At 71.3% G+C, this 20834-nt stretch carries 19 protein-coding genes and 1 pseudogene; 5 read left to right on the top strand and 15 right to left on the bottom strand.

Annotation, left to right across the window (positions count from 1 at the left end; all coding sequences use genetic code 11):
• Positions 1-13: 13 nt before the first annotated feature.
• The 9 genes from CFP65_RS27545 to tkt form a co-directional block, all read right to left on the bottom strand.
• The gene (locus CFP65_RS27545) at positions 14-1546 is read right to left on the bottom strand and encodes a hypothetical protein (RefSeq protein WP_104818713.1); all 1533 of its coding nucleotides are present in this window, start codon (positions 1544-1546) and stop codon (positions 14-16) included.
• 137 nt (positions 1547-1683) lie between these two features.
• On the bottom strand, positions 1684-3204 hold the full coding sequence (locus CFP65_RS27550) for a hypothetical protein (RefSeq protein ID WP_104818714.1): 1521 nt from the start codon (positions 3202-3204) through the stop codon (positions 1684-1686).
• A 140-nt stretch (positions 3205-3344) separates the two neighbouring features.
• A complete protein-coding gene (locus tag CFP65_RS27555) occupies positions 3345-3953 on the bottom strand; it encodes a hypothetical protein (RefSeq protein ID WP_104818715.1) in 609 nt (202 codons plus the stop codon).
• Between the two features lie 67 nt (positions 3954-4020).
• Positions 4021-4638, bottom strand: coding sequence for an RNA polymerase sigma factor (locus CFP65_RS27560; RefSeq protein WP_104818716.1), 618 nt, complete (start codon positions 4636-4638; stop codon positions 4021-4023).
• A 133-nt stretch (positions 4639-4771) separates the two neighbouring features.
• A complete protein-coding gene (gene pgl, locus CFP65_RS27565; protein ID WP_104821165.1) occupies positions 4772-5512 on the bottom strand; it encodes a 6-phosphogluconolactonase in 741 nt (246 codons plus the stop codon).
• Positions 5513-5556: 44 nt separating this feature from the next.
• Entirely contained in the window at positions 5557-6729 is a 1173-nt protein-coding gene (opcA, locus tag CFP65_RS27570) for a glucose-6-phosphate dehydrogenase assembly protein OpcA (RefSeq protein WP_104818717.1), read from the bottom strand.
• Positions 6726-8291, bottom strand: a complete 1566-nt coding sequence (gene zwf, locus CFP65_RS27575; RefSeq protein WP_104818718.1) for a glucose-6-phosphate dehydrogenase — start codon at positions 8289-8291, stop codon at positions 6726-6728. Before zwf ends, opcA begins: the two co-directional genes overlap by 4 nt.
• Before the next feature lie 28 nt (positions 8292-8319).
• Complete coding sequence (tal, locus tag CFP65_RS27580; RefSeq protein ID WP_104818719.1) at positions 8320-9435, bottom strand: transaldolase; 1116 nt, start codon at positions 9433-9435, stop codon at positions 8320-8322.
• 93 nt (positions 9436-9528) lie between these two features.
• Positions 9529-11628: a transketolase gene (gene tkt, locus CFP65_RS27585; protein WP_104818720.1), complete on the bottom strand. Its 2100-nt coding sequence runs from the start codon at positions 11626-11628 to the stop codon at positions 9529-9531.
• A gap of 387 nt (positions 11629-12015) precedes the next feature.
• On the opposite strand from tkt, the gene CFP65_RS27590 reads away from it, so the two are divergent.
• Entirely contained in the window at positions 12016-12957 is a 942-nt protein-coding gene (locus CFP65_RS27590; protein ID WP_104821166.1) for a heme o synthase, read from the top strand.
• Between the two features lie 80 nt (positions 12958-13037).
• On the opposite strand, the gene CFP65_RS27595 is transcribed toward CFP65_RS27590, so the two are convergent.
• The 3 genes and pseudogenes from CFP65_RS27595 to CFP65_RS27605 all read right to left on the bottom strand — a co-directional run.
• Positions 13038-13679 (bottom strand): DUF2461 domain-containing protein, encoded by a 642-nt coding sequence (locus CFP65_RS27595; protein ID WP_254552599.1) that lies wholly within the window; start codon positions 13677-13679, stop codon positions 13038-13040.
• Entirely contained in the window at positions 13676-14059 is a 384-nt protein-coding gene (locus CFP65_RS27600; RefSeq protein WP_104818721.1) for a helix-turn-helix domain-containing protein, read from the bottom strand. Before CFP65_RS27600 ends, CFP65_RS27595 begins: the two co-directional genes overlap by 4 nt.
• Positions 14056-14235 (bottom strand): annotated as a pseudogene (locus tag CFP65_RS27605) (type II toxin-antitoxin system RelE/ParE family toxin); the annotation flags it as partial. The pseudogene CFP65_RS27605 and the gene CFP65_RS27600, both read right to left, overlap by 4 nt.
• 131 nt (positions 14236-14366) lie before the next feature.
• Here CFP65_RS27605 and CFP65_RS27610 point away from each other — a divergent pair.
• Positions 14367-14684 (top strand): hypothetical protein, encoded by a 318-nt coding sequence (locus CFP65_RS27610; RefSeq protein WP_174805577.1) that lies wholly within the window; start codon positions 14367-14369, stop codon positions 14682-14684.
• A gap of 69 nt (positions 14685-14753) precedes the next feature.
• Here CFP65_RS27610 and CFP65_RS27615 read toward each other — a convergent pair whose 3' ends face one another.
• Entirely contained in the window at positions 14754-15725 is a 972-nt protein-coding gene (locus tag CFP65_RS27615) for a heme A synthase (protein ID WP_254552600.1), read from the bottom strand.
• Between the two features lie 215 nt (positions 15726-15940).
• On the opposite strand from CFP65_RS27615, the gene CFP65_RS27620 reads away from it, so the two are divergent.
• A complete protein-coding gene (locus tag CFP65_RS27620) occupies positions 15941-16543 on the top strand; it encodes an LAETG motif-containing sortase-dependent surface protein (RefSeq protein WP_158702374.1) in 603 nt (200 codons plus the stop codon).
• 167 nt (positions 16544-16710) lie between these two features.
• Here CFP65_RS27620 and CFP65_RS27625 read toward each other — a convergent pair whose 3' ends face one another.
• Both CFP65_RS27625 and CFP65_RS27630 read right to left on the bottom strand, forming a co-directional pair.
• Complete coding sequence (locus CFP65_RS27625) at positions 16711-17430, bottom strand: ABC transporter permease (RefSeq protein ID WP_104821170.1); 720 nt, start codon at positions 17428-17430, stop codon at positions 16711-16713.
• Between the two features lie 41 nt (positions 17431-17471).
• The gene (locus CFP65_RS27630) at positions 17472-18392 is read right to left on the bottom strand and encodes an ABC transporter ATP-binding protein (RefSeq protein WP_104818724.1); all 921 of its coding nucleotides are present in this window, start codon (positions 18390-18392) and stop codon (positions 17472-17474) included.
• 147 nt (positions 18393-18539) lie between these two features.
• Here CFP65_RS27630 and CFP65_RS27635 point away from each other — a divergent pair, with 147 nt between their 5' ends.
• Together CFP65_RS27635 and sufB are read left to right on the top strand one after the other, a co-directional pair.
• On the top strand, positions 18540-19385 hold the full coding sequence (locus CFP65_RS27635; RefSeq protein WP_158702375.1) for a metalloregulator ArsR/SmtB family transcription factor: 846 nt from the start codon (positions 18540-18542) through the stop codon (positions 19383-19385).
• Positions 19382-20797 (top strand): Fe-S cluster assembly protein SufB, encoded by a 1416-nt coding sequence (gene sufB / locus CFP65_RS27640; protein WP_104818726.1) that lies wholly within the window; start codon positions 19382-19384, stop codon positions 20795-20797. The genes CFP65_RS27635 and sufB overlap by 4 nt, the downstream gene beginning before the upstream one ends.
• Positions 20798-20834 lie beyond the last annotated feature (37 nt).

Here is a 20834-nt window from a genome sequence, read left to right on the forward strand (position 1 = left end):
GCCTGACTCGGAGTCAGAGGATGCCGGCGCCGGGGAGGAAGGGCTTCAGGCGCTGCTGGAGGGCCTCGTACGCGGCCTTGCGGGCCGGGTAGAGGGTGACCACGGCCGCGGTGACGGTGTCCAGGGCGATCGACATCTTGCGGAACTCCTGCTCGGTGCTGGGGAGTTCCTTGCGGATCGCGGCGGCCCGGTCGATGTCCTCGGCGAGCGCCTGGTCGAGGGTGGCCAGTGCGGGGCGTTCGGCGGCCGGGCCGATGGCCGCGTCCACGGCGCGGACGGCGGTCCGCTCCCAGCGGCCGGAGATGTCGGTGATGGCCGCGATGAGCAGGTCGAAGGCCAGGTCCTGCCACTGGGCCGGGGTCGGCCTGGTGGCCGGGGTGGCGGCGAAGAGGGCCCGGAGCGGGCCGAGGGCGGCCAGTTCGGTCGGGCGGTCGTTGGCGACCAGCAGGTCGACGATCGTGCTGCGGTGGAGGGCGAAGGCCTTGGGCATGGTGGCGGGCACCGGCGTGGCGGTGATCAGCGCGTCGATGATCTGCTTGGCCAGCGGGACGGCGCCCGCACCCGCCACGGCGTGCGGGAGCAGTAGGCGCTTGGTCGCCGGGTCGTAGACCACCGTCTGGCCGGCCTGGGTCGGGGTCGGATTGGCACCGGCCAGGGCGTCCTTGAGTGCCGCCGTGTACGCGTAGACCCCCACGACGGTGGCCTTGTCGGTGCTGGTCAGGCCGTTGAGGAGGATGCCGTCCTCCCGGGGGCCGATCAGGCCCAGGCTCTGGAGCCGGGACTCGATGGTCAGCAGGCCCGTGAAGTCGGGCTCGGCCTGCCAACCGGCCTTGATGCCGGGCCACTTGTCCTTGCGGTGGTCGCTCAGGGCCATGCCCTTGGCGTCGTTGGCGCGCAGCCAGGCGCGGTTGAGGTGGATGTCGGCGTAGGCCAGCGCGGCCCCGAGGTCGGTCACGCCCCTGGCCTTGGCCAGCGCGAAGCGCTGGGCCGGGACGCGGCCCAGCGCCTGGTAGCGGCCCCAGCGCTGCTGCATCCGCTCGGCGGTCAGGGCGGCGGCCTCGGCGAAGGTGTCGGCGTTGCTCTCGGCGAGGGCGGCCGGCAGGTAGCCCCAGGCCCAGCCGGCCCGGTAGGCGTAGTCCTTGACCGGGTGCAGCGGGTGCTCGAACAGCGCGTGCGAGAGCTCGTGGATCAGGATGATCGCCCGGGCGGTGACCGAGGTCTCGTTCGCGCCGACCAGCAGGCCGGGCCGCAACTCCAGCCGCTCTACAGTGGGGTTGGCACCCCGGGAGATGACGGTGTTCGCCGCCATCGCCGGGTCCAGGCTCTCCTCCACCACCACGAGTCCCCGGTTGACCAGCTCGCCCAGCCGGAGGCCGAGCTGCTGGAAGCGGGTGTGGAGGACCGTGTAGTCCGGCCCCGGGGTGGGCCCGGCCAGCACGGTGGTGGAGGTCAGCTGGAGTCTGGTGGCCTGGAGAGCGATCGCGTCGATCTCGCTCCTCAGCTGTGCCAGGGTCTGCTGTTCGGCAGGGGTGAGACTGCGACTCACGGGGGCCCCTCTGCATGGGTCGGGTCGGACCGGAGCAGTGTGGCGGCCGGCGATGCACAGCGGATAAACGGCCAGGCAGGGGAGATGACTGGCCGTCAGGAGTCCGTCACTCCTGGCGGGGTCAGCGGATCCGGGGGTCAGGGGAGGAAGGGCTTCAGGCGGCCCTGGAGGGCCTCGTAGGTGGACCTCTGGGCGGGGAAGAGGGTGAGCACGGCTGCGGTGACGGTATCCAGGGCGATCGACATCTTGCGGAACTCCCCTCCGGTGCCGGGCAGTTGCTTGCCGAGGGCGATGGCCTGGTCGAGGTCTTCCGCGAGTGCCTGGTCGAGGGTGGCCAGCGGGGGGCGTTCGGCGGCCGGGCCGAGGACCATGTCCATGGCGTGGACGGCCCGCCGTTCCCAGCGGCCGGAGATGTCGGCGAGGGTCGCGGTGAGGAGGTCGGCGGCCAGGCCGTTCCACTGGGCCGGGGTGCACTTGGTCGCCGGGATGGTGGCGAAGTAGGTGTACAGGGGGACGAGTTCGGCCAACTCGGTCGAGCGGTCGTGGGTGATCAGGAGATCGATGATCGTGCTGCGGTGGCGGGAGAAGGCCGTGGGCATGGTGGCGGGCGCCGGTATGGCCCTGATCAGCGCCTCGATGATCTGGTCGGCCAGCGCGACCGCGCCGATGTTCGCCACCGCGTGCGGCACCGTGAGGTGCTTGGTCGCCGGGTCGTACGCCACCGCCTGGCCGCCGGGGACCAGGGTCGGGACGATGACCTTGCCCAGCACGGCCTTCAGCCCGGCCAGGTAGGTGTAGATCCCCGTCACGGTGGCCTTGTCGGCGTCGATCAGGCCGTTGCGGAGGTCGCCGTCCACCCGGGCACCGATGAGGCCCAGGGTCTGGAGGCGGGTCTCGATCTTCAGTAGCCCCGGGTAGTCGGGCTGGCCGGCCCACCCGTCTCTGATGGCCGGCCACGCCTTCTTGTCGTACTCCCTCAGGGCCATGCCCTTGGCGTCGTTGGCGCGCAGCCAGGCCCGGTTGAGGCGGAGGTCGGCGAAGGCCAGCGCGGAGCCGAGGTCGGTCAGGCCGCTTGCCTGGGCAAGGACGGAGCGCTGGGCGGAGAGGGGGCCAAGTGTCTGGTAGCGGCCCGGCCGGTCCTCCCGCCGCTCGGCGATCAGGGCGGCGGCCTGGGCGAAGGTGTCGGCATTGCTCTCGGCGAGCGCGGCCGGCAGGTAGCCCCAGCCCCAGCCGGCCCGGTAGGCGTAGTCCTTGACCGGGTGGATCGGCGGTTCCTGCAGCGCGTGTGAGAGCTCGTGGATCAGGGTGAGCGCCCGGGCGGTGACCGAGGTCTCGTTCGCGCCGACCAGCAGGCTGGGCCGCAACTCCAGCCGCTGCACGGTGGGGTTGGCGCCGAAGGAGATGGAGGTGTTCGCCGCCATCGCCGGGTCCAGGCCCTCCTCCACCACCACGAGTCCCCGGCTGACCAGGTCGCCCAGCCGGAGGCCGAGCTGCTGGAAGCGGGCGTGGAAGACCGTGTAGTCCGGCGCTGGGGTCGGCCCGGCCAGCACGGCGGTCGAGGCCAGCTGGGCCTTGGTGGCCTGCAGGACGATCGCGTCGATCTCGGTCCTCAGCTGTGCCAGGGTCTGCTGTTCGGCAGGGGTGAGACTGCGACTCACGGGGGCCCCTCTGCATGGGTCGGGTCGGGTCAGACCCGGGCAGTGTGGCGGCCGGCGATGCACAGCGGATAAACGGCCAGGTACGCACGGTGACGGATCGTCAGCCCGTGCGCACCTGGTCGGCGCGGTCAGGAGTGGGCTCAGCCCACGCCGACCACGTTGGTCTGGGAGAGCGGGTAGCAGGCAGGGGTCTGCTTGGTCAGCGAGAGGTCCAGGCTGCTCACGGTGGCCGGCTGGGGGGCGTCCTTGGAGGCGGTGTTCAGCAGCAGCAGCTTCTCGCCGGACGGGATGGCGCTCGGGTGCAGGATCGCGATCCGGCCGTTCTTCGGGTCGAGCTCCATCACCTTCTCCAGTCCCTCGCTGCTGTCGGCCACCTTGGTGTGGCAGTCGGCCGAGGGCGTCATCACCAGGGCGGGTACGCCCACCGAGCGCAGCGCCTCCTGGAGGCCGGACCAGTCGGCGCCCATCAGCTGGAGCGAGACGGTGCCGTTGGCGTTGGGGGTCACCTGGTAGGAGACGGTGCTGAGCTGCGCCTTGGCGCTGGGGGCGGCCTGCACCGACGGCGCTGCGCCGTGCGGCTGCGCCAGGGCGACGGCGGTGATCGCGGCGGCCAGGCCGAAGCCGGTGGCCACCAGGCGGCGGGTGTGCCGGGGGCGGGCCTGGACGGTGCTGCCGGACGGCGGCAACTGGGCCGCGCGGGAGGTGAGTTCGGCGCCGAGCCGGTTGCGGAAGTTCACGGGCGTGGTCACGAGGCGGCCTCCAGGAGAGCGTGCACGGACGGGCTGGCGGGGTGGGCGGACGGGCCGATCGGGGTGGTCACGAGGCGGCCTTCACCAGGGCCGGGGCAGCCGGGGCGGCCGGGGCAGCCGAGGCAGCCGGGCCGAGGGCGGGAGCGTTCGGCGGGACGACCTTCTGCAGCGCCTTGCGGGCCCGGTGCAGGCGGACCCGGGCGGTGGTGGCGGTGATGCCCAGGGCCTGGGCGGCCTCGCGGACGGTCAGGCCGTCCACGGCCACCAGGTCGAGCACCGCGCGCAGCGGCTCGGAGAGGGCGGCGTGCCGGTCGGCCAGGCCGCGGGCCTCGCGGGCCGCGTCGATCCGGCCCTCGATCGCGCAGACGTCCTCCTCGTCCAGCATCCGCTGCCCGGCGATCCGGGCCACCGCGTTGAGTTCGCGGACGTTGCCGCGGAAGTGCGAGGCCAGCACGTTGCGGGAGATGCCGTAGAGCCAGGCGACGGGCGCGCCGCGACGGGCGTCGTACCGGTCGGCCTGCTCCAGCGCCGTCAGGAAGATGTCGGCCGTCAGGTCGGCGGCCAGGTGGGGGCTGTCGGTGCGGCGGGTGACGAAGCCCAGCACGGTGTCGAAGTGCTGCTGGTAGAACACGGCGAAGGCCGCCGGGTCCCGGGAGGGGGGTGCTATCGGGTGCTCCGCTGACACGGATGACTCCTAGGGAGGACGAGCACTGCCTTACATCTCTACTTGGCTCGGCCGGCAAGGAGCGTTACAGGAGGTGCTGACGGGGACGGCGAAGGGGGAGCTCCGGGTACGGAGCTCCCCCTTCGGGGACGGCTCAGGCCGAGGCCGGCGGGTAGAGCCCCGGGGGGATCTTCGCGGCGGCGGTGCGGTCGAGGAGCCAGAGGGTGCGGCTCAGGCCGCGGGCTCCGGAGGCCGGGGCCAGGAGCTCGCCGGGGCCGGAGAGGGCCAGCGCCACGGCGTCGGCCTTGTCCTCGCCCGCCGCCAGCAGCCAGACCTCGCGGGCCGAGCGGATGGCGGGCAGGGTGAGGGAGATCCGGGTCGGCGGGGGCTTGGGAGCCCCCCGGACGCCGACCACCGTCAGCTCGGTCTCGCGGACCCCGGGGTGCTCCGGGAAGAGCGAGGCCACGTGGGTGTCGGGGCCGACGCCCAGCAGCAGCACGTCGAAGGTCGGCACCCCGGCCCGGTCACCGGGGAGCGCGGCCTTGGCCAGCTCCTCGGCGTACCGCGCGGCGGCCGCCTCCACGTCCGAACCGTCCGGGCCGTCCGAGGCGGGCATCACGTGCACCCGGGCCGGGTCGAGCGGGACGGAGTCCAGCAGCTCGGCCCGGGCCTGGACGGCGTTGCGCTCCGGGTCTTCGGCCGGGACGAACCGCTCGTCGCCCCACCAGAGGTCCAGCCGCGCCCAGTCCACCGCGTCCCGCGCCGGCGAGGCGCCGATCGCGGCGAGCAGGGCATTGCCGTTGCGCCCGCCCGTGAGCACCACCGAAGCGGTGCCCCGGGCGGCCTGGGCGTCCACGATCCGGGTGATCAGCCGAGCCGCGGCGGCCTGCGCCATCAGCTCCTTGTCCCGGTGGACGACCAGTTGGGGAGTGGCTGCCGTCACGAGCCGCTCCGCTTGCGCGGGGTGGCGGCCTTGCTGGCGGCCTTCTTCGCAGCGGGGGCGGCCTTCTTCGCCACGGCCTTCTTGGCCGCCGCCTTCTTCGCCGGAGCCGGAGCCGGGGCTGCCGCAGCGGCCGGGGCCGCCGGGGCGGCGTCCGGGAGCTTGGCGGTGACCCGGGCCGGGGCGGCCACGGCGGCCTCGACCACCGGGGAGACGTCGCCGGCGGCCGCGGCGGCCTCCGGCTCGGTCTCGCGCAGGCGCTCGACCGGGGTGCGGACGGCGGCCGAGTAGATGTCGTCCGGGTCCAGGCGGCGCAGCTCCTCGGCGATCAGCTCCGAGGTCTCGCGCCGCTTGAGGGCGACCTGGCGGTCCGGGGAGCCCGGCATCGACAGGGTGCCCATCAGGCCGTCGGGACGGTCCAGGGTGATCGGACCGCCCTTGGTGCGCAGGGTCACCGAGGTGATGCCGGGGCCGGCCGTGACGATCCGCTCGACCGGGACGTGCAGCCGGGTGGTCAGCCAGAGGCCGAGCAGCTCCACGCTCGGGTTGTACGACTCGCCCTCGACCACCGCGGAGGTGATCGTGGCCGGCTGCTGGTCGAGCGCGGCGGCCAGCATCGAGCGCCAGCCGGTGATCCGGGTCCAGGCCAGGTCGGTGTCGCCGGGGGTGTAGCTGGCGGCCCGCTGGGCGAGCTGCCCGACCGGGGACTCCGCCGTGACGGCGTCGGTGATCCGGCGCTGGGCCAGCGCACCGAGCGGGTCCTGGGCCGGGTGCTGCGGCGCGTTGTCCGGCCACCAGACCACCACGGGGGCGTCGGGCAGCAGCAGCGGCAGGACGACCGACTGGGCGTGCGCGGCGAGCTCGCCGTGCATGCGCAGGATGACCGTCTCGCCGGAGCCGGCGTCGGAGCCGACCAGGATCTCGGCGTCCAGGCGCGTCTCGGCGCGGGCCCGGGGCGAGCGCCCGGCGCGCTTGATGACGGCCAGTATGCGCGAGGGGTGCTCGCGGCTGGCCTCGTTGGCCGCCTTGAGCGCGTCGTACGCGCTGCCCTCGTCGGTGACGATGACGAGGGTGAGCACCATGCCGGCGGCGGTGGAGCCGCTGGCCCGCCGTGCGTCCATCAAGGCAGCGTTGATCTTGCTGGACGTGGTGTTCATCAGGTCGATCTTCATGGCCGGCGCCAGCTCCTGCCGTCTCGTGCGAGCATCTCGTCCGCCTCGGCGGGCCCCCAGGTCCCGGCGGGGTACTGGGCGGGCTTGCCGTGGGTGTCCCAGTACTTCTCGATCGGGTCGAGGATCTCCCAGGAGAGCTCGACCTCCTGGTGGCGCGGGAAGAGGTTGGCGTCGCCGAGCAGCACGTCCAGGATGAGGCGCTCGTACGCCTCCGGGCTGGACTCGGTGAACGACTCGCCGTAGGCGAAGTCCATCGTGACGTCGCGGACCTCGAAGGAGGTGCCCGGCACCTTGGAGCCGAACCGCACCGTGACGCCCTCGTCCGGCTGCACCCGGATGACCAGGGCGTTCTGCCCCAGCTCCTCGGTGGCGTAGGAGTCGAACGGCAGGTACGGGGCGCGCTGGAAGACCACCGCGATCTCGGTGACCCGGCGGCCGAGCCGCTTGCCGGTGCGCAGGTAGAACGGCACGCCCGCCCAGCGGCGGTTGTTGATCTCCAGCTTGATGGCGGCGAAGGTGTCGGTCTTGGAGTTGGGGTCGATGCCGTCCTCGTCCAGGTACCCGAGCACCTCCTCGCCGCCCTGCCAGCCGGCCGCGTACTGGCCGCGCACGGTGTGCTTGCCCAGGTCGTCGGGGAGCTTCACGGCGCTGAGCACCTTGAGCTTCTCGGCCACCAGCGCCTTGGGGTGGAAGGAGGCCGGCTCCTCGATGGCGGTGAGGGCCATCAGCTGGAGCAGGTGGTTCTGGATGACGTCCCGGGCCGAGCCGATGCCGTCGTAGTACCCCGCGCGGCCGCCGATGCCGATGTCCTCGGCCATGGTGATCTGCACGTGGTCGACGTAGGAGCGGTTCCAGATCGGCTCGAACATCGTGTTGGCGAAGCGGAGCGCCAGGATGTTCTGGACGGTCTCCTTGCCCAGGTAGTGGTCGATCCGGAAGACCTCGTCCCGGGGGAAGACCTGGTGGACGATCTCGTTCAGCTCCTGGGCGCTCTCCAGGTCGTGGCCGAACGGCTTCTCGATCACCGCACGGCGCCAGGAGCCGGCCGGCGGGTCGGCCAGGCCGTGCTTCTTGAGCTGCTGGACGACGATCGGGAAGGACTTCGGCGGCACCGAGAGGTAGAAGGCGAAGTTGCCGCTGGTGCCCTGGGCGCCGTCCAGCTCCTCGATCGTCTCGCGCAGGCGCTCGAAGGCGTCGTCGTCGTCGAAGGTGCCCTGGACGAAGCGCATGCCCATCGCCAGCTGCTCCCAGACCTCCTCGCGGAAGGGGGTCCGGGCGTGCTCCTTGACGGCGTCGTGCACCTCCTGCGCGAAGTCCTCGTCCTCCCACTCGCGGCGCGCGAAGCCGATGAGCGAGAAGCCCGGCGGCAGCAGGCCGCGGTTGGCCAGGTCGTAGATGGCGGGCATCAGCTTCTTGCGCGAGAGGTCACCGGTGACGCCGAAGATGACCAGGCCGGACGGCCCGGCGATGCGCGGGAGCCTGCGGTCGGCCGGATCGCGCAAGGGGTTGACGGGCGCGAGCGGGGGATCTCCCTGCTCGACCTCGGGGTAGTCGTTGCTCACGAGGGCTCCGATTCAGTGTGAGCGAGGATCACTTCTCGGCGGCGAAGCGGGCCAGCGAGGCCGTCACGGTGTCGAGCAGCTCGGTCCAGGACTGCTCGAACTTCTCGACGCCCTCGTCCTCCAGCACCTGGACGACGTCGTCGTAGTCGACCCCGGCGGCGGCGATGGCGTCCATCACGGCCTGGGCGTCGGCGTAGTTCGGGGTGATGGTGTCACCGGTGACCACGCCGTGGTCGTCGGTGGCGTCCAGGGTGGCCTCGGGCATCGTGTTGACGGTGCCGGGGGCGACCAGCTCGGTGACGTACAGGGTGTCCGGCAGGGCCGGGTCCTTGACGCCGGTGGAGGCCCAGAGCGGACGCTGCGGCTTGGCGCCGGCGGCCTCCAGCGCCTTCCAGCGGTCGGAGGAGAACACCTCTTCGTAGGCCTGGTAGGCGAGGCGGGCGTTGGCGAGGGCGGCCTTGGACTTGAGGTCCTTGGCCTCGCCGCCGATCTTCTCCAGGCGCTTGTCGATCTCGGTGTCCACGCGGGAGACGAAGAAGGAGGCGACCGACTCGATCTGCGAGAGGTCCAGGCCGGCGGCCTTGGCCTGCTCCAGGCCGGTCAGGTAGGCGTCCATGACCGCGCGGTAGCGGGCCAGCGAGAAGATCAGCGTGACGTTGACGCTGATGCCCTTGGCGAGCACGGCGGAGATGGCGGGCAGGCCGGCCAGGGTGGCGGGGATCTTGATCAGCACGTTCGGCCGGTCGACCAGCCACCACAGCTGCTTGGCCTCGGCCACGGTGGCCTCGGTCCGGTGGGCCAGGCGCGGGTCGACCTCGATGGAGACCCGGCCGTCGCGGCCGTTGGAGGCGTCGTAGACCGGGCGCAGCACGTCGGCCGCGTCGCGCACGTCCGAGGTGGTGATCATGCGGATGGCCTCGTCGGTGGTGACCTTGCGGACGGCCAGGTCACGGAGCTGGCCGTCGTAGGAGTCGTCGCCGCCGCCGATGGCCTTCTGGAAGATGGTGGGGTTGGTGGTGACGCCGACCACGTGCTTGGTCTGCACCAGCTCGGCGAGGTTGCCGGTGTTCAGACGCTTGCGGCTGAGGTCGTCCAGCCAGATGGCCACGCCTTCGTCGCTGAGGCGCTTCAGTGCGTCAGTCATGGTGCTTCATCCCTCTTCATCGGTGCTGCTGTGGGGAGACGTTTAATGGGCCGCGTACCCGATGTGCGGTCAGGTACGCGGCCCAGGCAGTGCTTAGCGGGAGACGGCCTCGACCGTGCGCAGCGAGGCGCGGGCGGCGCCGGCCACGGCCTCGGCGGTCAGGCCGAACTCCTGGAAGAGCACCTTGTAGTCCGCGGAGGCACCGAAGTGCTCCAGGCTGATGATCCGGCCGGCGTCGCCGACCAGCTCGCGCCAGCCCTGGGCGATGCCCGCCTCGACCGAGACGCGGGCCCGGACGTTCGGCGGCAGCACGCTGTCGCGGTACGCCTGGTCCTGCTCGTTGAACCACTCGATCGACGGCATCGAGACGACCCGGGTCGGGATGCCCTCGGCCTCCAGCGCCTCGCGGGCCTGGACGGCGAGCTGCACCTCGGAGCCGGTGCCGATCAGGATGACCTTCGGCGCGTTGCTGGACGCCTCGGCCAGCACGTAGCCGCCCTTGGCGGTGCCCTCGGCGGAGCCGAAGACCTCGCGGTCCCAGGTGGGCACGTTCTGGCGGGTGAGCGCCAGGCCGACCGGGCCGGGGTGGCTGGTCTGCCGCTCGATCACGGTGCGCCAGGCGACGGCCGTCTCGTTGGCGTCGGCCGGGCGGACCATGGCCAGGCCCGGGATCGCCCGCAGCGAGGCCAGGTGCTCGACCGGCTGGTGGGTCGGGCCGTCCTCGCCGAGGCCGATCGAGTCGTGCGTCCACACGTAGGTGACCGGCAACTTCATCAGCGCGGCCAGGCGCACGGCCGGGCGCATGTAGTCGGCGAAGACCAGGAAGGTGCCGCCGAACACGCGGGTCCTGCCGTGCAGCGCGATGCCGTTCATGGTGGAGCCCATGGCGTGCTCGCGGATGCCGAAGTGGATCGTCCGGCCGTACGGGCTGGCCGACTTCAGCGGGTTGCCCTCGGGGAGGAAGGAGCTCTCCTCGTCGATGGTGGTGAGGTTGGACTCCGCGAGGTCGGCCGAGCCGCCCCACAGCTCCGGGATCACCGCGCCGAGCGCCTTGAGGGTGTCGCCGGAGGCCTTGCGGGTGGCGACCTCCTTGCCGGCCGGGAAGACCGGGATCGACTTCTCCCAGCCGTCCGGCAGCTCGCCGATCTGGATCCGGTCGAACTCGGCGGCGCGCTCCGGGTTGGCCGCGCGCCAGGCGTGGAAGCCCTGCTCCCACTCGGTGCGGGCGGCCTTGCCGCGCTGGACCACCAGGCGGGCGTGGTCGATCACGGCCTCGGAGACCTCGAAGGTCTTCTCGGGCGAGAAGCCGAGCACCTTCTTGGTCGCGGCGATCTCGGCGTCGCCGAGGGCCGAGCCGTGCGCCTTGGCGGTGTCCTGGGCGTTCGGTGCCGGCCAGGCGATGATGGTGCGCATCGCGATGATCGACGGGCGGGCGGTCTCCGCCTTGGCGGCGGCCAGCGCGGCGGCCAGCGCGTGCACGTCGATGTCGCCGTCGGCCTTCGGGGTCACCCGCTGCACGTGCCAGCCGTACGCCTCGTAGCGGGCCAGCACGTCCTCGGAGAAGGCGGTCTCGGTGTCGCCCTCGATCGAGATGTGGTTGTCGTCGTACAGCGCGACCAGGTTGCCCAGCTTCTGGTGGCCGGCCAGCGAGGAGGCCTCCGCGGAGATGCCCTCCTCCAGGTCGCCGTCGGAGACGATCGCCCAGATGGTGTGGTCGAAGGGCGACTCGCCGGCCGCGGCCTCCGGGTCGAACAGGCCGCGCTCGTAGCGGGCGGCCATCGCCATGCCCACCGCGTTCGCGATGCCCTGGCCCAGCGGACCGGTGGTGGTCTCGACCCCGGCCGTGTGGCCGTGCTCCGGGTGGCCCGGCGTGCGGCTGCCCGCGACGCGGAAGGCCTTGAGGTCGTCCAGTGACAGACCGTAACCGGAGAGGTAGAGCTGGGTGTAGAGCGTCAGCGAGGTGTGCCCGGGGGAGAGGACGAACCGGTCACGGCCGACCCAGCTCGGGTCGGTCGGGTCGTGCCGCAGGAAACGCTGGAAGATCACGTAGGCCGCGGGCGCCAGCGACATGGCCGTCCCGGGGTGGCCGTTGCCGACCTTCTGGACTGCGTCCATGGCGAGGACACGGGCGGTGTCCACGGTGCGCTGGTCCAGCTCGGTCCACTCGAATACGTTCGTCGGCGTGGTGCTCACCCTGACTCAGGGCTCCTTCCGTAAATGAAGAGTGACCCCGTGAATGGACCGGGTCTGCCACGTCGCTGTGGACCAGACTGGGAGTGGTGCCGGTCACGGAGGGTTTATCCCGCTTCTCGGTGCGAGCCTACCGTCAGAGCCGCCCCGGGCTCGCTCGGTGAGACGGTTAGTACCGGGCCGAGGCGGATTGCCCGAGACTGTGGCAGGTTCCCTGTCCCATTTTGGGCAGGTTCACCCGGCGGTGTGCGGTTCCGCCTCGCCGAGGGACCCCGAGGCCGGTCGGGAGATATGGAGCGTCTAAGGTGGCGTGGTACGCGCAGCGCGAACATCCGGTGGCCCAGTCGCCCCGGGCCCGCCTGTGAAGATTCATCTTGAGTTGGGGTGTTCGTGACCGCCGTCGAATCCCGCCCTGCCGGGGTAGCCGGGGCGACCCCCGCGCACCGGCCGTTCGGGGCCCGTGTCGGGGCATTCGTCGCACTGACCAAGCCTCGGATCATCGAGCTCCTGCTGATCACCACGGTGCCGGTGATGTTCCTGGCCCAGCGGGGGGTGCCGGATCCGCTGCTGGTGCTCTACGTGGTCGTCGGCGGGTACCTCTCCGCCGGCGGGGCCAACGCGCTCAACATGTACATCGACCGCGACATCGACGCGGTGATGTCCCGCACCGAGCGCCGCCCGCTGGTGACCGGCATGGTCTCCCCCCGGGAGGCGCTGGTCTTCGGCATCTCCCTGGGCGTGGTCTCCACCGCCTGGCTCTGGCTGCTGGTCAACCCGCTCTCCGCGGTGCTGGCGCTGGCCGCGCTCCTCTTCTACGTCTTCGTCTACACCCTCGGGCTGAAGCGGCGGACGGCACAGAACATCGTCTGGGGCGGCATCGCCGGCTGCATGCCGGTCTTCGTCGGCTGGGCCGCGATCACCAACTCGCTCTCCTGGTCGGCGCTGATCCTCTTCCTGGTCATCTTCTTCTGGACGCCGCCGCACTACTGGCCGCTCTCGATGAAGGTCCGGGACGACTACGAGCGGGCCGGGGTGCCGATGCTCCCGGTGCTCAAGGGCAACCTGGCGGTCGCCAAGCAGATCGTCGTCTACTCCTGGGTCATGGTGGCCACCTCGCTGCTCCTGTGGCCGCTGGGCCACACCAGCTGGCTCTACCCGGTGGTGGCGGTGGCCATCGGCGGCTTCTGGCTCAAGGAGGCGCACGGCCTGTACGCCCGCGCCAAGGCCGGGGTGGTGGGGGCCAAGCTCAAGGAGATGCGGCTGTTCCACTGGTCCATCACCTACCTGACGCTGCTCTTCGTCGAAGTGGCGATCGACCCGTTCCTGCACTGAGCCCGCCCGCTCCGCGAAAGGCCGACCCGATCCCGGGTCGGCCTTCTTCGTTCACTTCGTGCCGTTCACCTCGTGTCCGTTCACCTCGGCGGCAGCTCGCTCGGCCCGACGTGGCCGTCCAGCCAGTCCTTGAGCGGCATCGAGGCCCGCAGGAATCCGGTGACGCGGTCCGCCGCCTTCGCGGTCCCCAGCCACTTGGCCGGCTCCCACTCCTGCCAGGCGATCAGCCCCTTGTACCGCAGCAGCTCGATCCGCGGATGGTCCTTCGGGTACCCGCGCGGCGCCGTCTTCAGCGCGTCCCGCCCCACCACCTGCGGCCCGGCCTTCTCCACGGCCGTCACCACCCGCTCCAGCTCCCGCCCCGACACGTCCTCGGCCACCGCGGCCCGGTACCGCGCCAACTGGTCCGTGGCCAGCTGGTAGTACCCGTTCCCGCAGGCCAGCCCGTCGGCGGAGAGCTGGATGTAGCCGCCGGATTCCAGGTACCCGCCGACGTGCGTCTTGTACGGCGACTTGTCGGCACTAAAGCGCACGTCCCGGTTCGGCCGGAAGATCTTGCCCGGCCCGAACTCGTCCTCCAGCAGATCGAGCAGGTCCGCCAGCGGGGCGTGCACGGACTCGTCGTAGACGGACCGGTGCGCCGACCAGTACGTCTTCGAGTTGTCGGCCTCCAGCCCTTCGTAGAAGTCGAGAGCGGCCATCGGCCAGCCATGGAAGGTCACGCCACCGAGCCTAGCCCCCGGCCGGACCCAGGGCCCGGAGGAGCCTCGTCGGGGCGGGCGCGGTCGTGCGGGGTGAAGCGGAAGGCCGAGGTGTCCCGGTCCAGGTCGATCGTCAGCGCGGCGTCCAGCGCCTTGGCCAGCCTGGTGAGCAGCGGCAGGGTCGGCAGGGAGTCGCCACCCTCGATGTTGGAGATCTGCGGCTGGGTCATGCCGGCTCGGCGGGCCAGTTCCGACTGAGACAGACCGAGCTCGGTGCGGCGGTCGTACACGGCCTGGCCCAGTGCGAACGCGTACCCCGCCTCGACGTACGCGGCGGACTCTTCGACGGACTCGCCCATGAGCTTCCGGGTCCGGCGGGTCTTCCACTGGGAGTGGTTCACGGGTTCTCCTCCTTCGTCCGGTCGTAGGTGTGCTCGGCGGGGCGGTGTTCCACCTCGCAGACCTTCTGTGCCTGCTGGGCGCGCTCGACCTCGGCAGCTTCACGCTGCCTGGTCTTGCGGAACACGGTGAGCAGCACGATGCGCTGGTCAGGGGCAAGCCAGTATGTGATGCGCACAGTCCAGTTCGATCCGCCAAGGGACGTTCACGGTGGCCATTATATAGAAATCCATATGGCCCGGTGTGATGCTGCTGACGCTCGGTGTGGAGCTGTGGTCAGGGCCGATACCCGCGAGTAGCATGCGGTGCATGACCGCCACCACTGATGCCGTGGACGCTCGGGCCGAGCGTCGGGCCAAGCGCATTGCCAAGCACATCGACAGCTTCGCCAAGCAGCACGGCGGCGCTGAGGGTGTGGTCGAGTACGTCGGCGCTGCCGCCACCCGGATCGTCATGGTCGGGGCGGACGGGGCTTGGGGCGACCAGGTCGCGCCGTCCTACGCCGTGGGCCGCCGGGCCGCCGAGCTGGCCGGGCTGACGCTGCAGGACAGCTTCGAGGGCGAGCTGGGGCTCAAGGTGAAGACCAGCGCGTACGAGTGGAAGCGGATGGCCGGGATTCAGATCTGAGGCCAGGCACGCAGAAAGGGGCCCCGAGGGGCCCCTTTCGTCGTACCTGGGGTTTCTTCGTACCTGCGGTCAGGCGGTCTGGAGCGCCTGGGTCGGGAGGCCGGCCTCGGTGGGGGCGAGGGCCGGGCGGGTGCGCAGGGCCAGCGGGATCCGCAGGGCCGCCACCCAGACCAGGGCCGCGCCGAACATGTGGACGCCGACCAGGATCTCGGGCGCCTGGGTGAAGTACTGGACGAAGCCCAGCAGGCCCTGGGCGAGCAGCACCACGAACAGCTCGCGGGTGCGGGCCCGGGCGGCCGGCGGGGCCTTGACGGCGGCCAGTACGAAGATCGCCGCGATCACCACGCCGAAGGAGAGGAAGGCCAGGTCGGCGTGGGCCTGGGCGAGCCGGTCGTAGTCGATCGGGATCCGCGGCACCGGCTTGCCGTCCTTGCCGGGCGAGCCCGGGTGGTGGCCGGCGCCGGTCACCAGGGTGCCGGCCGCGACCAGCAGCCCGATCACGGCCACCAGCACCCAGCCGAGCTGGAGCACCGGCTTGGCCACCAGCGGCTCCGGCGCCCCGTCACCCTCCTTGGACCGCTCCCACATCAGCACCGCGACCCAGACCAGCCCCATCGCGGCGATCATGTGCAGCGCCACGGTGTACGGGTTGAGGCCGGTCAGCACGGTGATGCCGCCGAGCACGGCGTTGCTCATCACCAGCCAGAACTGCCACCAGCCCAGCTTGGTGAGGCTCCGCCGCCAGACCCGCGTGCAGCGGGCGGCGAGCGTGGCCCAGGCGATGGCCGCGCAGAGCACGTAGGTGAGCATCCGGTTGGTGAACTCGATGACGCCGTGGATGCCCATCTCGGGCGTCGGCGTCAGGCTCTCGCCGGTGCAGCGGGGCCAGGTGGTGCAGCCGAGGCCGGAGGCGGTGAGGCGGACGGCGCCGCCGGTCACCACGATGACCACGCTCATCACCAGCGCGGCGAGCGCGGCACGTCGGACGGTAGCCGTGGACGGCTGCCAGCGGTCGGCGAGAAGGGAGGAGGGGGTACGCACCCGACCATCCTAGGTCGGCTTACACGTGATCTTGGGGCGGGGCGGGTGTCCGGTATGCCCGGCTCCGCAGCCGCGGACCGAACGAACCCGAACGTCAAGAGGGCAGATCCGGTCAAGTGACCCGATGGTCACCCGGGGTAGCGGTAGAGTCCGAGCCTTCGGGGTCAACAGCCGTCCCCACCAAGGTCGTTCCGTCGTTCGGGAGGGAAGTACGGATGAAGGTGAGGCGTGGGATAGCCGTGGTGCTGGTGGGAGCGGCGGCGCCGCTCGCCCTGGCGGGCAGCGCCGTGGCGCACGTCCCGACGTGGAGCGTGACCTGCACCAAGGTCAGCGTGTCGCTGGCCAACTACAGCAAGGACGCCCAGAACAGCGTCACGCTGATCGTCGGCGGCGAGAAGCTGCTCGACAGGAAGACCTTCGGTGACGCCTTCACCCAGGACTTCACGGTCAAGGCGCACAGCGCCGACCTCAAGGCCGAACTGATCGTCCTCACCAGCGAGGACCCCAAGGGCGAGAAGGGCTGGTCGGTCGACCAGACCAAGACCATCCCGGTCTGCGAGAGCCCCAGCCCCAGCCCGAAGCCCAGTTCGCCGAGCCCGAAGCCGAGTACGCCGCCGCCGAGCACTCCGGCCTCCACCAAGCCGCCCGTGACGCACACCCCGACCCACACCCCGACGCCCACGCCGACGGGCCCCCAGCTGGCCTCGACCGGTGGCGGTGGTGAGACGCCGCTGATCGCGGGTGCCGGTGCGGCCGTGGTGGCCGCCGGTGGGGCGCTGCTCTTCTTCGGACGCCGCCGCAGCTCTCGCCGACACTAGGAGACGCCAACCCAGGGGCGCGCGGAACTGCGCGCCCAGCCAGGTAGCTCGCCGCAGATCGCAGAGATACCCACTTGCACCGTCATCGGATGGTGCAAGTGGGCATCTGCGTAAGACAGCGGGAGGTGGAGGGTGGGCCCCGCCGTTCCCCGCGCCCCTGGCGGTGCTTACTCGAAGCGGAAGAAGCGGGCCGCCAAGGCCAACCCCAGGACAGACCAGAGGCCCAGGACGCCGAGGTCGGACCAGGGCATGCCCGCGCCGGTCTGGAGGACGGAGCGGAGGCCGTCCGAGAGGGCGGCAATCGGGAGCAGCTCCAGTGTCGACTGCACGGCGGCGGGGAACTTGCTCAGGGGGACGATCACGCCGCCGGCCAGCAGCAGGAGGATGAAGACCAGGTTGGCGGCGGCCAGGGTGGCCTCGGCCTTGAGGGTGCCGGCCATCAGGAGGCCGAGGCCGGAGAAGGCGGCGGTGCCGAGCACGAGCAGCAGGACCACGGACACCGGGTTGCCGTGTGGGGACCAGCCGAGGGCCAGGGCGATCACGGAGAGCAGGGCGACCTGGAGGGCTTCGGTGACGAGGACGCAGCCGGTCTTGGCGGTGAGCAGGGCCCAGCGGGGCAGGGGGCTCGCCCCCAGCCGCTTGAGGACGCCGTAGCGGCGCTCGAACCCGGTGGCGATGGCCTGGCCGGTGAAGGCGGTGGACATCACGGCCAGGGCGAGCAGGCCCGGGGCGAGGAAGTCGACCCGCTTGCCGGGGCCCTCCACCGAGACGATGTCCACGGCGCTGAAGAGCACCAGGAGCACGGTCGGGATGACCACGGTGAGCAGCAGCTGCTCACCGTTGCGCAGGAGCATCTTCGTCTCGAAGGCGGTCTGGGCCAGCAGCATCCGGCCGACGGGGGCGGCACCCGGAGCGGGGGAGTACGAGGTCACGAGCGGAGCTCCCGTCCGGTCAGGTCGAGGAAGACGTCTTCGAGGCTGCGGCGCTGCACCGAGATCCCGGAGGCGAGCACGCCGGAGGCCGCGCACCAGGTGGTGACGGTGGCGAGCAGCTGCGGGTCGACCGGGGCCTGGACCGCGTAGTGGCCGGGGGTGGGCTCGGTGGCGGCGGCGCCGTCGGGGAGCACCTTGACCAGGGACCCGAGGTCGAGGCCGGCCGGGCCGGTGAAGTGCAGGGCGGATTCGGAGCGGCAGAGCTCCTCGGGGGTGCCGGTGGCGATCACCCGGCCGCGGTCGACGATGGCGACCTGGTCGGCCAGCTGTTCGGCCTCGTCCATGTGGTGGGTGGTGACGACCACGCTGACACCGTCTCGGCGCAGGTCGCGGACCAGCTCCCAGGTGGCGCGGCGGGCCTGCGGGTCGAGGCCGGCGGTGGGCTCGTCCAGGAAGACCAGCTCGGGGCGGCCGACCACGGCCATGGCCAGGGCGAGGCGCTGCTGCTGGCCGCCGGAGAGGCGGCGGTAGGTGGTGCGGCCGCAGGAGCCGAGGCCGAGGCGCTCGACCAGGGCGGGCACGTCCAGCGGGTGGGCGTGGAGCTTGGCGGTGTGTTGCAGCATCTCGACGGCGCGCGCCCCGGCGTACACCCCACCCGACTGCAACATGACACCGACGCGGGGTTTCAACCGGGCGGCATCGGCCACCGGATCCAGTCCGAGCACCCGCACGGTGCCGGCGTCGGCGCGGCGGTAGCCCTCGCAGACCTCGATGGTGGTGGTCTTGCCGGCGCCGTTCGGGCCGAGCACGGCGGTGACGGCGCCGCGCGGAACGAGCAGGTCGAGGCCGTCCACCGCGGACTTGTCGCCGTACCGCTTTACCAGGCCGGTGATCTCGACCGCGGGTTCTTTAGCCATGCCAGCGAGTATAGGAATCCTGAACATCCGGACCCGCCCAGCCCCCGGGAAGGTAAGGCTAGCCTGCGTGACTGATGACACCCGTGAGGCCTGGGTCACGGCTTGTCCCGGCGGAAGTAATTACGCAACACTGGTGTTGTGAAAAGAATGCGCGAGCACAGTCATGAGTCGGAGGCCGAGCAGGCCCCCGATTTCGGCGTGCCCGCGACGGCCGCCGAGGTGCTGCTGGACGGGCACCGCGCCACCCGGGACAGGGTCGCGCGGTCGATCCTCGACCACGGCCCCTCCTCCGCCGCCGATCTGGCCGGGCGGCTGGGGCTGACCAGCGCGGCCGTCCGCCGTCACCTGGACGGGCTGCTCGCGGCCGGTCTGGTGGAGGCCCGCGAGCAGCGGGTCTACGGCAGCCGGGGCCGGGGCCGGCCGGCCAAGGTTTTCGCGCTGACCGAGTCCGGTCGGGACGCGTTCTACCAGGCCTACGACCAGCTCGCGGCCGACGCGCTGCGCTGGATCTCGGAGGCCGTCGGCGGCGGCGAGGCGGGGGAGGAGGCCGTGGCGGCCTTCGCCCGGGCCCGGTTCGCCAAGCAGGCCCAGAAGTACCTCGACGAGATCGAACGGGCGGGCGACCGCACCGAGGCACTGGCCCAGGCGCTGAGTGCCGACGGGTACGCTGCCACGGTGCGACGCGTGCCGTCGGCAGCGGGGGCCAAGGCTCCCGCTGGCGCCCAGCTCTGCCAGCACCACTGCCCGGTCGCGCACATCGCCGAGCAGTTCCCCCAGCTCTGCGAGGCGGAGACCGAGGTCTTCTCCCAGCTCCTGGGCACCCACGTCCAACGGCTGGCCACCATCGCCCACGGCGACGGGGTCTGCACCACCCATGTGCCGGCACCCGGTGCCGCATCGTCCCCCGGCTCCCGCCGGGCGCCCGGTGCAGCGCCGACTGCCGGTACGTCCCACCCATCAGCACCTGCGTCCGCGCGGAGGAACCTCGCATGACTGACACCGTTTCGCACCCGGAGCTCGAGGGCCTGGGCACGTACGAGTACGGCTGGTCCGACCCCGACGCCGCCGGCTCGGTGGCCAAGCGCGGGCTGAGCGAGGAGGTCGTCCGCGACATCTCGGCGAAGAAGTCCGAGACCGAGTGGATGCTCAACCTGCGCCTCAAGGGCCTGAAGCTCTTCGGCAAGAAGCCCATGCCGACCTGGGGCTCCGACCTGACCGGCATCGACTTCGACAACATCAAGTACTTCGTCCGCTCCACCGAGAAGCAGGCCGAGTCCTGGGAGGACCTGCCCGCCGACATCAAGGCGACGTACGACAAGCTCGGCATCCCGGAGGCGGAGAAGCAGCGCCTGGTCGCCGGTGTCGCCGCGCAGTACGAGTCGGAGGTCGTCTACCACCAGATCCGCGAGGACCTGGAGGAGCAGGGCGTGATCTTCCTCGACACGGACACCGCGCTCAAGGAGCACCCGGAGCTCTTCAAGGAGTACTTCGGCACCGTCATCCCGGCCGGTGACAACAAGTTCGCCGCGCTGAACACCGCCGTCTGGTCCGGCGGGTCGTTCATCTACGTGCCGAAGGGCGTGCACGTCGACATCCCGCTGCAGGCCTACTTCCGGATCAACACCGAGAACATGGGCCAGTTCGAGCGGACGCTGATCATCGTCGACGAGGACGCCTACGTCCACTACGTCGAGGGCTGCACCGCCCCGATCTACTCCTCGGACTCGCTGCACAGCGCCGTGGTCGAGATCATCGTCAAGAAGGGCGGCCGCTGCCGCTACACGACCATCCAGAACTGGTCGAACAACGTCTACAACCTGGTCACCAAGCGCGCCGTGGCGTACGAGGGCGCGACCATGGAGTGGGTCGACGGCAACATCGGCTCCAAGGTGACCATGAAGTACCCGGCCGTCTACCTGATGGGCGAGCACGCCAAGGGCGAGACCCTGTCGATCGCCTTCGCGGGCGAGGGCCAGCACCAGGACGCCGGCGCCAAGATGGTGCACATGGCGCCGAACACCTCCTCGAACATCGTCTCCAAGTCGGTGGCCCGTGGCGGCGGCCGCACCTCCTACCGCGGTCTGATCGAGATCGGCGAGGGCTCCAAGGGCGCCAAGTCGAACGTGCTCTGCGACGCGCTGCTGGTCGACACCATCTCGCGCTCGGACACCTACCCGTACGTGGACGTCCGCGAGGACGACGTGTCCATGGGCCACGAGGCGACCGTCTCCAAGGTCTCCGAGGACCAGCTGTTCTACCTGATGAGCCGTGGCATGACCGAGTTCGAGGCGATGGCGATGATCGTCCGCGGCTTCGTCGAGCCGATCGCGCGCGAGCTGCCGATGGAGTACGCGCTGGAGCTGAACCGGCTGATCGAGCTCCAGATGGAGGGTTCGGTGGGCTGACCGCCCCCGACCAGCCGCCCATTCATCTTTGAGGAAG

Origin of the sequence: Kitasatospora sp. MMS16-BH015 (assembly GCF_002943525.1) — a bacterium.
Classification (GTDB): domain Bacteria; phylum Actinomycetota; class Actinomycetes; order Streptomycetales; family Streptomycetaceae; genus Kitasatospora.

What these genes read in the sequence shown, in the direction of transcription:
- pgl (WP_104821165.1), bottom strand. Translation starts at nt 5,512, where the DNA reads ATGGCGCAGGCCGCCGCGGCTCGGCTGATCACCCGGATCGTGGACGCC.
- opcA (WP_104818717.1), bottom strand. Translation starts at nt 6,729, where the DNA reads ATGAAGATCGACCTGATGAACACCACGTCCAGCAAGATCAACGCTGCC.
- tal (WP_104818719.1), bottom strand. Translation starts at nt 9,435, where the DNA reads ATGACTGACGCACTGAAGCGCCTCAGCGACGAAGGCGTGGCCATCTGG.
- CFP65_RS27610 (WP_174805577.1), top strand. Translation starts at nt 14,367, where the DNA reads ATGACCGCCACCACTGATGCCGTGGACGCTCGGGCCGAGCGTCGGGCC.
- CFP65_RS27620 (WP_158702374.1), top strand. Translation starts at nt 15,941, where the DNA reads ATGAAGGTGAGGCGTGGGATAGCCGTGGTGCTGGTGGGAGCGGCGGCG.
- CFP65_RS27625 (WP_104821170.1), bottom strand. Translation starts at nt 17,430, where the DNA reads ATGCTGCTGGCCCAGACCGCCTTCGAGACGAAGATGCTCCTGCGCAAC.
- CFP65_RS27630 (WP_104818724.1), bottom strand. Translation starts at nt 18,392, where the DNA reads ATGGCTAAAGAACCCGCGGTCGAGATCACCGGCCTGGTAAAGCGGTAC.
- CFP65_RS27635 (WP_158702375.1), top strand. Translation starts at nt 18,540, where the DNA reads ATGCGCGAGCACAGTCATGAGTCGGAGGCCGAGCAGGCCCCCGATTTC.
- sufB (WP_104818726.1), top strand. Translation starts at nt 19,382, where the DNA reads ATGACTGACACCGTTTCGCACCCGGAGCTCGAGGGCCTGGGCACGTAC.